The organism is Alteromonas sp. G4i13 (assembly GCF_054960505.1).
In genome coordinates, this window is record NZ_JBHNYX010000011.1 from 45,022 (window position 1) to 60,161 (window position 15,140).

The 15,140-nt window shown below is 45.3% G+C and carries 9 protein-coding genes; 1 reads left to right on the forward strand and 8 read right to left on the reverse strand.

Annotated elements, in window-relative coordinates; genetic code table 11:
- Positions 1 to 73: 73 nt before the first annotated feature.
- From ACFI6J_RS07430 to ACFI6J_RS07440, 3 genes are all read right to left on the reverse strand, one after another.
- Complete coding sequence (locus tag ACFI6J_RS07430) at positions 74 to 1,732, reverse strand: alanine/glycine:cation symporter family protein (protein ID WP_014949838.1); 1,659 nt, start codon at positions 1,730 to 1,732, stop codon at positions 74 to 76.
- 107 nt (positions 1,733 to 1,839) lie between these two features.
- Complete coding sequence (locus ACFI6J_RS07435) at positions 1,840 to 2,979, reverse strand: M14 family metallopeptidase (RefSeq protein WP_039225346.1); 1,140 nt, start codon at positions 2,977 to 2,979, stop codon at positions 1,840 to 1,842.
- 168 nt (positions 2,980 to 3,147) lie between these two features.
- The gene (locus ACFI6J_RS07440) at positions 3,148 to 4,593 is read right to left on the reverse strand and encodes a glyceraldehyde-3-phosphate dehydrogenase (protein WP_014949840.1); all 1,446 of its coding nucleotides are present in this window, start codon (positions 4,591 to 4,593) and stop codon (positions 3,148 to 3,150) included.
- Between the two features lie 192 nt (positions 4,594 to 4,785).
- Here ACFI6J_RS07440 and ACFI6J_RS07445 point away from each other — a divergent pair, with 192 nt between their 5' ends.
- On the forward strand, positions 4,786 to 5,670 hold the full coding sequence (locus tag ACFI6J_RS07445; RefSeq protein ID WP_061486036.1) for a DUF2989 domain-containing protein: 885 nt from the start codon (positions 4,786 to 4,788) through the stop codon (positions 5,668 to 5,670).
- Positions 5,671 to 5,822: 152 nt separating this feature from the next.
- Here the strand turns inward: ACFI6J_RS07445 and msrB are convergent, their stop codons facing one another.
- The 5 genes from msrB to malQ form a co-directional block, all read right to left on the reverse strand.
- Positions 5,823 to 6,251, reverse strand: coding sequence for a peptide-methionine (R)-S-oxide reductase MsrB (gene msrB, locus ACFI6J_RS07450; RefSeq protein ID WP_014949842.1), 429 nt, complete (start codon positions 6,249 to 6,251; stop codon positions 5,823 to 5,825).
- Between the two features lie 99 nt (positions 6,252 to 6,350).
- Entirely contained in the window at positions 6,351 to 7,904 is a 1,554-nt protein-coding gene (gndA, locus tag ACFI6J_RS07455) for an NADP-dependent phosphogluconate dehydrogenase (protein ID WP_014976813.1), read from the reverse strand.
- A 328-nt stretch (positions 7,905 to 8,232) separates the two neighbouring features.
- Complete coding sequence (gene glgX / locus ACFI6J_RS07460) at positions 8,233 to 10,320, reverse strand: glycogen debranching protein GlgX (RefSeq protein WP_156078501.1); 2,088 nt, start codon at positions 10,318 to 10,320, stop codon at positions 8,233 to 8,235.
- Positions 10,321 to 10,367: 47 nt separating this feature from the next.
- Positions 10,368 to 12,551, reverse strand: coding sequence for a 1,4-alpha-glucan branching protein GlgB (gene glgB / locus ACFI6J_RS07465; RefSeq protein ID WP_061486037.1), 2,184 nt, complete (start codon positions 12,549 to 12,551; stop codon positions 10,368 to 10,370).
- Between the two features lie 158 nt (positions 12,552 to 12,709).
- Entirely contained in the window at positions 12,710 to 14,908 is a 2,199-nt protein-coding gene (gene malQ, locus ACFI6J_RS07470) for a 4-alpha-glucanotransferase (RefSeq protein ID WP_039234854.1), read from the reverse strand.
- Positions 14,909 to 15,140: the final 232 nt, after the last annotated feature.

Consider the following 15,140-nt stretch of genomic DNA (forward strand, 5'->3'; position numbering starts at 1 on the left):
TTTACCTGATAGCCAAGTTGCATTTCCCTTCAGTGAAACTCAAGAGGGGGCGATGCTTTAGGCAATACTCACCTTATTTTTTATGTCGAGACCAGTAGTCGTTAACCGTTTCTTTCATCTCTTTACAAAGCAACATGATGCCGAACAAGTTTGGCAAGGTCATTACCACGATAGCCACAGCTGAAAGTGCCCAAACTAATGTAGTGTCAGAGAATGCAGCCCAAACGAAACCGGCGACGTAGATGACGCGATACGGCATTACGGAGCGAGGACCGAACAAATATGTCATAGCGCGATCACCATAATATGACCAAGCGATGGCGGTTGAGAACGCAAACAGCATAAGCCCAATTGACACGATATATTGACCGAAATCGCCAAAGAAACCGCGTGTAAAGGCAATGGTGGTGAGCGCTGCCGAGTGAACCAGTGACTTACCGCTTACTTCAAGGTTCTCTTTAACCGGCTTTCCGTCAACAATCTTAAGCGTGCCAGTAAACAAGTCTTCACTACCTACTGCATACTTCACGTCTTCTGCTACAGACCTAGCGTTAAGCAGTGTAAAACCATCGCTTACCGCCGTGCCGTTAACAACGGTAATTGAGCCAGTATAAGGCTGTACATTGTTACCTTCAATTTCATTCAAGTAACCATATAGTTTGTTTACGTCATCCTGATTCGAGTCGTCGTATTGACCTGCAACAAAGTACATGTCTGAACGATCGAAGACGTTTTCGTGTTTTTCTTTCCACACGCCAGACGACAAAATAACCAAACCCGTTACGGTACAAATTAGAATAGTGTCGATAAAGGGTTCAAGCAGTGACACCATACCTTCTGAAGCAGGCTCTTTCGTTTTTGCCGCTGCGTGAGCGATAGGTGCAGAGCCTTGACCCGCTTCGTTTGAAAACAAGCCTCGGTTAACCCCACGGTTAAACGCATAAGCTAACGAAGCTCCCAAGAAACCACCTGCGGCAGCTGAACCAGTAAACGCATCACCGATAACTGCGGCAAACGAAGGCCCAATGTTGTCTAGATTAGCGAAAATAACCGCTAGCGCACCGATAAGGTAGATAACAGCCATAACTGGAACAACACGCGCTGTAAACGCGGCAATGCGTTGGATACCACCAAGAATGACCAAGGCTAGAAGAATACCCAGTACACTACCTACCATCCAAGGCTCGAAGCCAAATGTTGCTTCGATACTTTGCGCGATACCATTACTTTGAGGAAGGTTTCCGGTACCAAATGAGCTGACTACCGTTGCAACAGCAAATGCAACCGCTAACCACTTCATGTTTAGGCGACGGTCCATGTAATACATAGGGCCACCGGCCATGGTGCCGTCTTCTGTCTTTACGCGATATTTGTGCGACAGAGTAACTTCAACGAATTTTGTAGTCATACCTAAAAAGGCGGTTACCCACATCCAAAATAGTGCAGCGGGGCCACCAAGGAAAATAGCGAATGCAACACCTGAGATGTTACCTGTACCTACGGTACCAGACAGTGCGGTTGTAAGTGCGCGAAAGTGCGTGGTGTCGCCTGGATCGCTTTCTTTATCAAACTTACCGGTAACAACCTGCCAGGCATGTTTAAAGAAACGAATTTGCGGAAATTTAAGATAAACCGTAAAGAAAAGACCTACGCCTAACAGTACATAAGGAAACCAGAACGCGCCTCCTAAGAATCCATCGAGCATAGTTAGAAAACCATATAACCCTTCCAACGTTATTCCCCTTTTTATTATGTTTAATTGTTGTTTTATTTTAATAATTAAAAGGCCTCTTTTTGTCGAGGCCTTTTTGCGGAAACTTTCGCTTCCTTATTTTTATTTTATTGCTCTGATGCTTTTAGCTTTTTAACAACTGCATTCACACCAATAAGTAAATCTTCACCTAATTGACGGCTGCGTTGTACCGACCAACCGTAGATATCGTCCGGTACATCTGCATTGTCTTTAAATGGCATTTCCACCGTATATGCCATACATTTGAATTTCTCGCCCACCGCATTTGACGCTACGGTTAAATTAGCCTTGCCTGGCTCATCTTTATCATAACCAAATTCATCTTGAAACTCTGGCGTAGCGTTCAACAGCGCATCTTTAAACGTATTTTCAAGCATTTTGATGGTGTCATTGTAGCTAGGGTTACCTTCACTTCCTGCGACAAAGTTGTACGGCAATGCCTCATCACCGTGCAAATCAAGATACATGTCTACACCAATTTCGCTCATTGCATTCAGTACGTAAAGTACTTCTGGGCTTTTTTCTTTCGATGGTGTCGCCCACTCACGGTTTAGATTGGTTCCTACAGCGTTGGTACGCAGATGACCGCGTGCGCTGCCGTCTGGGTTCATGTTTGGCACAATGTAGAAAACAGCATTATCAAGCAACTGTCGCGCCAAACCATCTTGCTCGTCGAGCAGACGATAAATAATACCTTCGGCACACCACTCGGCCATGGTTTCGCCAGGGTGTTGACGTGCCGTGATCCAGACTTTTTTCTTTTCTGGTGTTTCTTCACCGATAACCAGCATAGACATATCACGGCCATCAAGGGTAAGGCCTAGGAATTTGTGCTCGCACAGTAGTGACATCTGCGCGTCGTGCACAAGATCGAGGTGACGTTCGTAGCTAAAAGGAATGAAATACGCGAAGTATACGCTTGGCTGTTCTAGCGTTAGTGAGAACGTAAGATTGTCACCGTCAAATTCGCTAGGAATTCTAAACCAAGTTTGACGGTCGTAAGACGCTAGAACGTTATATCCCTTCCAACCTTCTGGATACGCTGACTTAGCCAGATTACCAATCGTCATTGTGTGAGTTACAAAAGTTTCGCCCACTAAACGAAAATGGAACCACTGAGCAAATTCAGATTGGTTGTCGTTGGGAATGGTTAGACGGATATCGTCTGGTGATTGTGCGCTAACAACTTCAATGTTACCGCTGTCGAATTGACTGGAAATATGCATAGACTGTCGTTTTCCTCATTATTTGAGCGCTAATTTAGCATAGACGTAAACACAAATTCCACGCACACAGCGGGTTTTGTACTATCGAAAGTATACAAAATGTTTACACCATCAAAAAACCGACCACTTAGGTCGGTTTTTTATACAGTTAACTAAACTGCGTGTTGCTTAAAGCGGCAACGTAGGGAAACTAAGCCCTGCCATATCACGAACTACACGTAGTACCTGACAGCTGTAACCAAACTCGTTGTCATACCACACGTATAGTGTCAGGCGGTTATCTGCGGCGATGGTCGCCTGAGAGTCAACCACAGACGCAGCGCGAGAGCCGACTAAGTCTGTTGATACAATCTCTTTACTTGCCGTGTAGTCAATTTGGTGTTGAAGCTTTGAGAACAACGCGGTATCGCGCAAGAACTCGTTAACTGCAATGCGATCCACCGGCGTTTTAAGATTTAGGTTCAAAATCGCTAGCGACACATTAGGTGTAGGTACGCGGATAGCATTACCGGTAAGTTTACCTGCCAGTTTCGGGTACGCTTTGGCAACGGCTTTCGCAGCGCCCGTTTCGGTAATGACCATATTAAGTGGCGCACTACGTCCACGACGATCACCTTTGTGGTAGTTATCGATAAGGTTTTGGTCGTTGGTGTAAGAGTGAACGGTTTCAACGTGACCGTTTTCAATGCCATATTCTTCGTCTAGCGCTTTAAGTACCGGCGTTATTGCGTTAGTTGTACAGCTTGCAGCAGATACAATTGTGTCTTCTGGTGTTACTTCTTCGTCATTTACACCGTGTACGATGTTCTTGATGTCACCTTTACCCGGGGCAGTAAGAATAGCTTTCGCTGCACCCTTAGCTTTAAGGTGTAGGCCAAGGCCATCGCGGTCACGCCAAATACCCGTGTTGTCTATGATGATAGCGTTATCGATACCATATTGCGTGTAATCCACTTCATCTGGGCTGTTGGCATAAATGACTTGAATGTATGAACCGTTTGCTTTTAGCGCGTTACGCTCGTGGTCAACTGTGATGCTGCCGTTGAATGGCCCATGCACTGAATCGCGGCGCAGTAAGCTTGCGCGTTTTTCTAGGTCGCCATCGCGCCCGCCACGAACCACAATGGCACGTAAGCGAAGCTTATTGTTTTTACCTTGGCGTTCAATAAGCAAGCGAGCAAGTAAACGACCTATACGGCCAAAACCATATAGTACAACGTCCTGAGGTTTCTGATCGTCCTCTTTATCGGCAACGTCGTTTAGTTTTTCGTTAAGGTAGGCCGTAAGGTCGTTGTTGTCGACCGCAGAACCGTAGTGAAAATCAAAAGCCAATTTACCAATATCAATTTGTGCAGGAGCAAGCTTCATGTTGCTCAAGGCTTCTAAGATTGGATAGCTTTCGCGTAGGCGTAGCTTAATACCTTCGTGCAGACGCACTTTGCGGTGCGCTTTGATAACATCAATAGCACTGGCGTTCAGTAGCGAGCGTCCATAAACCGAAATTTCAACTGCCTTATTGCGATACAATTTACCAATAAGGGGCAACATCATTTCTGCGTATTCCTGACGCTCTTGCCAGCTGCTTTGTAATTCCTGCTCAAACTGTTGATTCATGCTTCTGCCTTCATCGATATTAATTTAACGGTGTTGTCATTGTTGTATGCGCAGCCAATTTTTTTGTGGCACAAACACGTACAACTAATCCTAATTACGCGTCAGCTTTTTATTATTTTTGGGGTACACTAGGTGAGTTTTCGCCTGACGGTGACGAGCAGTATCTTAAATAAACAAGCAAGGAAGACCAAATTGTTGATAAGTTTCAAAACCTCTATGAAAACTCGTATAACAGAGAGTTTATTTAGTAAGTTTCCAACAAAAGGTTATGTAACGACGGTGTGGCTGGCAGCAGCGACAACACTGACGGGTTGTGGCGATCTTTTTGAACCTACTATCAGTGAAATTTGTGAATCTCACAGCGAGATTTGCCTAGATTTGAGTTTGGATGCCCGTTGTCGCGCCGAGCGTGCTGAGATTATTCGCTTACGTTACTACAATCAAGATTCGAAAGACGACGCGTACAAGTACCCTCTTCTTTTAAACTTCGAAGAGTATCTAACCTGCGTTGAAGAAGTGCAGCATATAGAACATATAAAACGCAAAGGTAAAGAAGCAACGAGACTAAAAGGCGTTATTACCGCTCAGCGTGAAATTAAACGTCTAAGCCGCGAGACGAAAGACTCACTTGACCCCTATCTCTCTTATTATCACTGGACACGGTATAACGATAAAGACGCTTTTCATCGCTTTGAGCGCTACGCTGCCAGCAACCGTGTAAGCGATCCAAAGCTTCTGGTTGCATTGGCCTCTGTTCAAATAAAAACAGATCAGAAGCGCACTATTGAAACCTTGTATCGAGCGCTGAGTTTATACACGGATAGTGACAATATCGATGTCAGTATCTTCTACTCGCTTGCGTCTATGGGAATGGATATGGATAACTATCGACTCGCCTACGTTTGGTATGGTGTTGCTGAGGCTTTCGACGAAAGGCTTAACGACACTCAGCGCATACAGTTAGGTCAGCAACATGCCCTTCCAGTAGACATTCTAGATAATATTGTTGATGAAATAGTCAGTAATTTAAATAGCGCGACCTTTGATGCAAGTTCATTAAAGCTAGACAAACTCTGATTTTTTGAAACTCAATTACACAATTTCATTGGGAAATAATTAAAAAAACCGCCGTTTATGGGCGGTTTTTTTTAATTGGGCTCCGTAGCCTTACACACAAGGTTAAAATTTAATCAGATGTTTACCTTAATCAAACGCTCACCTAGGGCTTTTTAACCTTTAATTTGTGTATCATCTTCGCCTTTAAAGGTCATAGATAGCGAATTTACGCAGTAGCGTTGACCCGTTGGCGCAGGACCATCTGGAAATACATGGCCTAAGTGCGAGCCACACTGCTTACAAAAAATCTCAACCCTACGCATACCGTGACTCAAGTCTTCTCTGTAATCTACATTACCGTCATCAAGCTGCTTATAGAAAGAAGGCCATCCACAACCAGCATCAAATTTAGTATCTGAGGGGAAAAGTGGCGCTTCGCAGCACTTACACACGTACAATCCATCTCGCTGCTCGTCTAGCAATACTCCAGTGAAAGGTCGCTCAGTACCCGCTTCGCGGCATACATAATATTCCTCGTCAGTGAGCTCAGTTTTCCAGTCTTTTTTAGCTACTGATGCGTTTGCTTTTTCATCTGTCGACATAACTTACCTCTTTAAACAAAAAAGGTGTATTTGAAAACAAATACACCTCTTAATAGTTTACGCTCAGTTATGAGCGCGTGTAACACTATTTAGTTCATACTATTTTTTGATAGCCGTTTGCGGACGTGCGGGATCACTCCACTCGATGTGATACTTTTTACCTGCTGGCTTATCTACTCGCTGATAAGTATGTGCGCCAAAATAATCGCGCTGGCCTTGCAGCAAATTAGCAGGTAACACAGCTGTGCGATATGAATCGTAATAGCTTAGCGCCGACATCATGGCAGGGCAAGGAACGCCAGCCAGTGTCGCTTGGGCAATAGACTCGCGCCAATCAGATTGGTACTGTGTAATTTGCTCTGCAAAGAATGGGTCCATAAGCAAGTTGGCTAAGTCTTCGTTATTCTCGTAGGCCTGAGAAATAGACTGAAGAAATACGGCGCGAATAATACAGCCCGCACGCCATATTTTAGCAATTTCACCAAACTCCAGTGTCCAGCCGTGTTCTTTACCTGCCATTGCCATTAACTGGAAGCCCTGTGCGTATGCACAGATTTTAGAGCAATAAAGCGCTTGCTCTAGCTTGTTGATGATCGACATTTTCTCATCATCGCTGAATGATGGCGCATCTGGGCCTGCAAGAACCTTGCTCGCAGCTACACGCTCGTCTTTCAAACTAGAAATACTGCGCGCGAATACCGCAGAAGTGATGGTCTGTGCCGGACTACCTACTTGTAATGCGCTTACTGCAGTCCAAAGGCCTGTACCTTTTTGACCTGCTCTATCTAAGATCACATCAACCAACGGCTGCTGTGTTTCTGGATCCATTTGCTCAAGAACTTCAGCACTAATTTCCATCAGGTAGCTATTCAGCTTGCCTTCGTTCCAGCGACGAAACACCTCTGCTATTTCAGCTGGCGCCATATGTAGCGCTTCGCGCATAACATGGTAAGTTTCGCAGATAAGCTGCATGTCGGCGTATTCGATACCGTTGTGCACCATTTTTACATAGTGCCCTGCTCCAACCGGACCGATGTAGGTCGCACATGGTTCGCCTTCTAACACTGGTTGACCTGGCGTATGGCTTTCTAATGGTTTACCTGTTTCTGGGTCAACCTTTGCAGCAATAGCTTTAAGAACAGGCTCAATGCGTGTCCATGCATAAGGGTTGCCTGAAGGCATAAGAGATGGCCCGAAACGAGCGCCTACTTCACCACCTGACACGGCGGTAGAGAAGAAGATAAATTTACCTTTGTACTGCTCTTCACGTGCAACAGAGTCTGTCCACAAACTGTTGCCAGTATCAACCACGATATCGTCAGCGTGAATTCCGGCGTCAATAAGATGATTGCAAACGTGGTCAACAGGATCGCCAGCAGGCACAGAGATAATAATAAGATGCGGGGCTTTTAACTTGCTTAAAAGCTCGGTGTAAGAACTGCAGCCTTCAACACGAGGCTCAGTATTTTCAGCTCTTTCGCTCGCGTCTTTGGCAAGAATAGACTCAACTTTGTTTTGGTCTAAATCGAAACACGCTACACGATAGCCATGGTCCACTAGGTTCATGGTTAGGTTACTACCCATCACCCCTAAACCGATAAAACCAATATCACACGACTTGTCTTCGTGCGAATTACCACCTTTCTTTTGCATAGGAACACCCTCACATTTCAGATGGCTGCGCATGATACCACCTGAAAGAATAAAGAACAGTCTAAGCTAACAATTTAGTGCGCAGTGGTGTAATTGTCACCAGCGGTAAACATTAACGGGTTTTGTAAGCTAGTTTAGCCGAGATTTTGGCACGCATTCAGCACCTGCGTTACGCGCTTTCGCCCATGCTGTATGAAATTCACACAAAGGTAAAGACTCTGTTTCTTATTCAGCTAACGTGCACTGAGTTTAGAGCCGTTTAGCGGTACTCTTAAATTCTTTAAAGGCATCCTTAACCAAGTATAAGGTCGTATTGTAAGCCATTATTCTATCCAGAGAACTGAGAAAAACTGAACAACGTTAGCGATTTGCTGGCCTGTAAAAACACCTTCTGAATGCAAATTGAAGGCTGTTCTTCAAGAGAGCTGTAGCGCGTATCCAAGTGCATGGTCCACCCTCCCCTGGGTATGACAGAAGGTAGGTGAAAACGCACGTCGCTTTCACTTGCATTAACACACAAGAACCAGTGCTCTGGCTTCTGGTCGCCCGTTACACAACCTTTTATTTCCACACCAAACGCTTTGTTATGATGCGCATTCCAGTCTTCAGACGCTTTGTCAGAACCATCGGGCTTATACCAATTTATTTCTTTTACATTTCGTGAGAGCGTAAAAGTATCATCGTGCAGCTTTAGTTCGCTTAACAGTGAAGAGGACTGACGCAAACGGATCACATATTGGCAGAAGCTAAGAAAATCTTGCTTGCGCTTGTTTAATTCCCAATTCATCCAGCTAATAGGATTATCCTGACAATAGGCATTATTATTGCCATTTTGGGTGCGGCTTAATTCATCGCCACCAAGAATATGCGGTGTACCTTGCGAGAAGATCAGAGTTGCAAAGAGATTGCGCTTTTGACGCTCACGCATAGCGAGTATCTGCTCGTCATTCGTTTCCCCTTCAATACCATAATTGGCAGACAGGTTGTGTCCATGGCCATCTCGATTTTCTTCTAAGTTATCGAGATTGTGACGTTCGGCGTAGGTCACCATATCGTGCAGCGTGAACCCATCGTGATATGTCACGTTATTTACCGACGTACTGATATGTCGATGGCCTTTGTGAAATATATCTCGTGAGCCCATTAAACGGGTCGCAAAGTCCGCGGTAACGCCATCGTCTCCACGCCAGAAGGCGCGCACCGTATCGCGGTATTTATCATTCACCTCTAACCACGGGGACGGAAAGTTACCCACTTGGTAGCCGCCAGGCCCAATATCCCAGGGTTCGGCAAGCAATACCCTCTCTTTTAGAACAGGGTCGCTACTAATGGCTCTCAGCAGCCCAGATTTTTTACTATATTCTTGTGGCTCTCTTCCCAAGCATACTGCTAAATCGAAACGAAAGCCGTCAACGCCAATTACGGATACCCAGTGGCGCATGGCATCTAAAATAAGTCCCATCATAAATGGCTGCGCGGTATTTACCGTGTTACCACAGCCAGAGTGGTTGGAATAAACCAATTCTCCGTTTTTCGTTTGCTCTAATAAGTACGCTTGGTAAGGACAAAACCCCTTATAAGAAAGAATAGGACCGCCATTGCCTGCCTCTGCTGTATGGTTAAATACCACATCAACAATAACCTCAAGTCCGGCAGTATGATAAGCATCTACCATAGACTTCAGTTCAGCAAGCGCATCTGACACACCGTAGCGTGGTTCAGGTGCAAAGAAGTTAACCGGGTTATATCCCCAATAATTGGTTAAGCCTTTCTCTGTAATAAATGGTTCAGGCATGAATGAACACAACGGCATAAATTGCACCGTGGTTATGCCTAATGCTTTGAGATGCTTGATGACACTCGGATGGGCAGCACCGATAAATTTGCCACGGTGTTCTTTAGGTACATCGGGATGGAGTTTTGTTAGCCCCTTAATATGTGCTTCGTAAACTACTCGCTTGTGTTTCGGAATAACAGGCGCGCTAACATGACTCGGCGCATAGTCATTTTGATCAATTACTATGCACTTGGGGATCATAAACTGAGAGTCGTGTTTGTATTGCCTAGCGTCCCATTTTATTGCGCGACTAATTTTCTTGGCGTAAGGGTCGATTAGCAGTTTGTCGGTGGGTACCGCATGTAACCCTCCCTCACCGCGTTCTACGCGATAACCATAGTATTGTCCTGCGCTAACGCCGCTGTAACGACCGTGCCAAACATCACCAGTTTTCTCAGGCAAAGGATGCTCACTCACCGCCTCTTCTGTGTCACTATTGAAAAAACACAACACGACCGCCTTCGCATCGGGCGCGTATACGGCAAAATTACAACCATCTTGTGTAACTGTTGCGCCAAGTGGATATGCCTTTCCCATTCCACTTTCTACAATTAGTGCGGTGTCTCGAATTTCGTTCACTTGGTTCTCAATTTATCTCTTCACTAGGGCGTGTCGCTCTAGTCGGATTAATCCACATTGGCAACATAAAATACCGTGGCTAGCGGCGGTAACGTGATTTCTGCAGAGTGAGTACGCTCATTCCAAGGTATGGGTTGCGTATTTACAGTAGAAGCAACGTCGTAGTCACTACCCCAATATGCACCATCATCAGTGTTTAGTGCTAGCGTTAGCGTGCATGCATCATCTACGCCTATTCTGAAGTTCTGACGTGGCACAGGCGTAAAATTAGATACCGCATATACTTTTTGCTTCGCATCTTTTGACATACGAACAAATGAAACCACGCTTTGGTCTGCATTATTGTGGTCGAGCCAAGCAAAGCCCCCTGGTTCGTGGTCTCGCTCGTAAAGCGCTGGCGTAGACGTATAGAGGTTGTTGAGCGCCTTATAAAGCGCTTGAATGCCTTTGTGTTTTTCGTAATCGAGCAAGTGCCAGTCTAAACTACTGTCATGGTTCCATTCTCGTGCCTGCGCAAGCTCGTTCCCCATAAAGTTAAGCTTCTTGCCGGGGTGACCGTACATAAAGCCCGCGTAACAACGCAGGTTAGCAGCTTGCTGCCATTCATCGCCAGGCATTTTATGCAGCATACTGCCTTTGCCGTGTACCACTTCATCGTGCGAGATAGGCAGCACAAAGTTTTCGTCAAACGCGTAAACCATGCTGAAGGTAATATCGCCATGGTGATAGTTGCGATAGGCGGGGTCTTTAGCGATGTAGTGTAATGAGTCGTGCATCCATCCCATGTTCCACTTAAAGCCAAAGCCCAAACCACCATCAAATACTGGGCGAGAAACCTTGGGAAACGACGTTGATTCTTCGGCAATTGTCATGGCGTCTGGGAAGTGCTTGTACACTTCTTCATTCATCCATTTCAGTAAGCTGATGGCTTCGTAGTTTTCGTTGCCACCATCCACATTCGGGATCCACTCTCCGTCATTGCGTGAATAGTCGAGATAAAGCATGGATGCCACTGCATCAACCCTGAGTCCATCAACGTGAAATTTGTCTAGCCAAAACAGTGCGTTTGCAACTAAAAACTGACGAACTGTGTCTTTGCCGAAATCGTAAATGCAAGAATTCCAATCCGGATGCCAACCTTTCCTCGGATCTTCATATTCATAAACACAAGAACCATCAAATCGCGCCAAGCCATGGCCGTCTTCCGGGAAATGTGCAGGTACCCAGTCGATAATTACGCCTATACCTGCTTGGTGAGCCTTATCAACAAAGTATTTAAATTCATCTGGGTTTCCAAATCTACTCGTTGGTGCGAACATTCCCACGGGCTGATAGCCCCACGAACCGTCGAAAGGAAACTCGGAAATAGGCAGCAATTCAACGTGAGTGTAACCCATATCGCTGACGTAGCTTATTAAGTCATCGGCCAGCGCTTTATAAGTAAGATAGCGCGCATCAGTTTCAATACCCGGGCGCTTCCAAGAGCCAAGGTGCACTTCATAAATGCTCATTGGGCTGTTGTATTTGTTCCCCTTTCGCTTTTCCATCCATGCACTATCATTCCACTCATAGTTATTGTGGTTGTAAACTTTCGAAGCATGAGAAGGATACTGCTCTGCACTGAAGCCAAGTGGGTCAGCCTTGTGCGGTAGGTCGTGGCCGTGTGCATCTTTAATGTGGTACTTGTAGCGCTCTCCCTCTGCGAGTTCTGGCACAAACAGTACCCAGTATCCCATAGAGGTCTTTTCCATAGGATGCGTGCGGCCATCCCACTGATTGAAATCGCCAATGAGCGACACCGTGCTTGCATTGGGCGCGAAAACGCAGAACCTGACACCTTTTATCGCATCGCCTTTTGAAGAAGCGAGTGTTAAAAGTTGCGCGCCCGCTTGCTCATACAAGTTTGAAGGCTTGCTATCGATGTAGTGTACCGCATGATACGCCTGCTCGGAGAATTGATAAGGATCGATATAGCCCTTATCGTCATTCAAGCCTTCGGCGATAACGCGATAAACCTCACCCTGATATTCTTTAGGCAGTGGTGTTTCAAAAAGACCATTTTTGGAGGTAACGGTTACATTTGCTAGCGCTGCATTCTCCCATTCAATCGTTATCTTGCTGACATTAGGACGCCAAACGCGAAGTACCGACTTCTGCTGATTTTTAACTACACCTAAATGGGAAAACGGCTGAGAACATAATACCTGTTCAAACTGCTGCGCTAATTGCATTCGCTACTCCTAGTAAAAACCCGCATGGCAGCGGGTTGAATTGTGAGCTTAAATGCGTTGTATACATTTAAGCTCTTTCAAGTACCGTCTTGGTACTTTATCTTACTCGTTTAAGTTACCTAGGCAACCGCCTATTATCATTTCTTTGATAATGGCAATTAACCCTGACTTGCTTGCTTTCTGGCATGAGTAAGTTTAGACGCCAACTCATTTATATCATGTCTATCGAACATCGACTCGATATTCTCTGTGAGTTTTCGTCGCCAGTTTGGATACTCGTCAAAAGTACCAGGAATATTGACCGGCTTATCCATTTCTAACCAGTCTTCCAATTGCAGGCTCAATAAAGCGCTCGAGCCACCTGCCATATGCACCTGCATACCGTTATTCAGTTCGCGATTCATACCCGTATGATTAACATCGCGGCCTACATTGTCGCCAATTGAACCGTGGCCGTGCAACGTATCAAGTATTGCCTGTTTATTTTCATGACGATCCGCATAAAGCGTTTGAAGGATTTCTTCTGTTGGATAAAGCCCTATTTCTTTACCTAGCTCTAAATCTAAACAGTGCCAGTAACCAATCAGCGTTGGCATATCGTGAGTAGTCAACGTTGACATAGACTGAACAGGGTAATGGCTAGGTGAGAAGAAACCACCGTCTTCCGCTTGTTCGAAGAAAAATACGCGGTATGAGTACACGCCATTATCAGCAAGCTTGCTGCGAATTTCTTCGGGTACAGTACCCAAGTCTTCACCGATAACCAGGCTCTGATTGCGGTGACTTTCTAACGCTAAAATACCGAGTAAATCGTCTACAGGATAATAAACATAGCCGCCATCTTTAGCGTTATCGCCTTTCACAACCCACCATAAACGCAGCAACGCCATGACGTGATCGATACGCAATGAGCCTGACGACGCCATGTTAGACGCAAATAAGTCAATAATAGGTTGGTAACCCTGTTCATACAGCTTACGAGGGTCCATAGGCGGCAGCCCCCAGTTCTGGCCTAGTGGGCCCAAGATATCCGGTGGAGCACCTACACTTGCGCCTGTGCAGTATAGGTCTTTGTTACCCCAAATTTCCGCACTGCCTTCACTAACGCCTACCGCCAAGTCGCGATAAAGACCAATGGTCATGCCTGCATCAGTAGCTTTGTTGCTTGCAAGCTCAAGCTGTTGGGCGGCAATCCACTGTAGGAACAAGTAAAATTTGACGTCTTGTTCGTTTGCACTCTTAAACTTAGCCACGGCTGGGTTGTAATAGTCTTTGTATTCTTGTGGGAATACCGGCCATCCCCAGCTGTCTTTACCTTCAGCTTTTAGGTGCGATTGCAGGGCGTCGTACACCGCTAACATATCTAAGCTTTCACCGCCCGCTTCTACGAAGGCTTTAAACGCCTTATTTTGCTTTGTGCTTTTACGAAGGTATTTGGCATCGTAAACATCAAATACTGCTTTAAGCGCAGCCAGTTTCACATGGGCGACTGCCTCGTAGTCTACATGTTCTACGTTACGTGCATGTTCAAGCGTGGCTTTAAACTCATCACTGCTCACTACCGCTTGTACTGATGCATCGTCATACCCGTCAATGGCAGTCACATCGATATACAAATAATTAAGCCAGCGACGTGAGCTTGGCCCATAAGGCGAGCACGCGTTGGGGTTTGCAGGGTAGAGCGCATGAATAGGATTAAGTCCGATAAAGTCTGCGCCCACACCAGCGGCTTTTTCAATAAGCAGTGCTAAATCAGAAAAATCACCAATCCCCCAGTTCTTTTCACTGCGAACGCAGTAAAGTTGAACGCTTAAGCCCCATATTTTTTTGCCTTCTTTAATCTCGTTTGGTGTGTAGCAGGCTTCAGGTGCCACAATTAAACGAGAACGCGCAAACTCATCGTCATCAGCGCTTAAGGCTACATCGTGATAACCAAGGGGCAAATCTAAAGGCAGTGTTACTACGTATTCATGAAACTCTACATCGTCGATATGCGCCATCGTCGTCATTTCTTGGTCAACTGGCGTAAATTGATGAGTGAGCACGTCACCATTTTCACAGGTGACCGTGAGCGTGTGATCATCGTTCACTAACTCGATAGGCAAACGAACAGCTAGATTAATTTCTTGGGTATTGCGAACCACTTGAACAGGATTTAACGGCGACAACCATACCGACTTTATATCTTGTGTAATTTGTGACTGAATTTTTTCATCACTGCTGGTGTCATAGCCAAGTGTGTTAAGCAGTTTTGCTTTACTTGATTCTGCGATGGTTGCTGGCTTTCCCCATGCGTCGACGTATTGGGTTTCAATTCCCCGCATTTCAACCAGTTGTTGCAGAAGTTGTTGTGTCATGGTGTGTCATTCCTGTTATTCGGTAAAAGACGCAAAGCAAATTAAGCATAGTGCGTCTACAAACAAATTTTTAACATTATTCTAGAAACAAGGGCTTGGCGATATCTGAATACGATTGCAATAGCACTTATTCGTAATTTTGCAACACTTTGGCTTTTTATTTTGCTAATTATGACATTTTGATCCATACTTTACGTAATTTATTTTCATTTTATTTAAATAATCGGGGTAC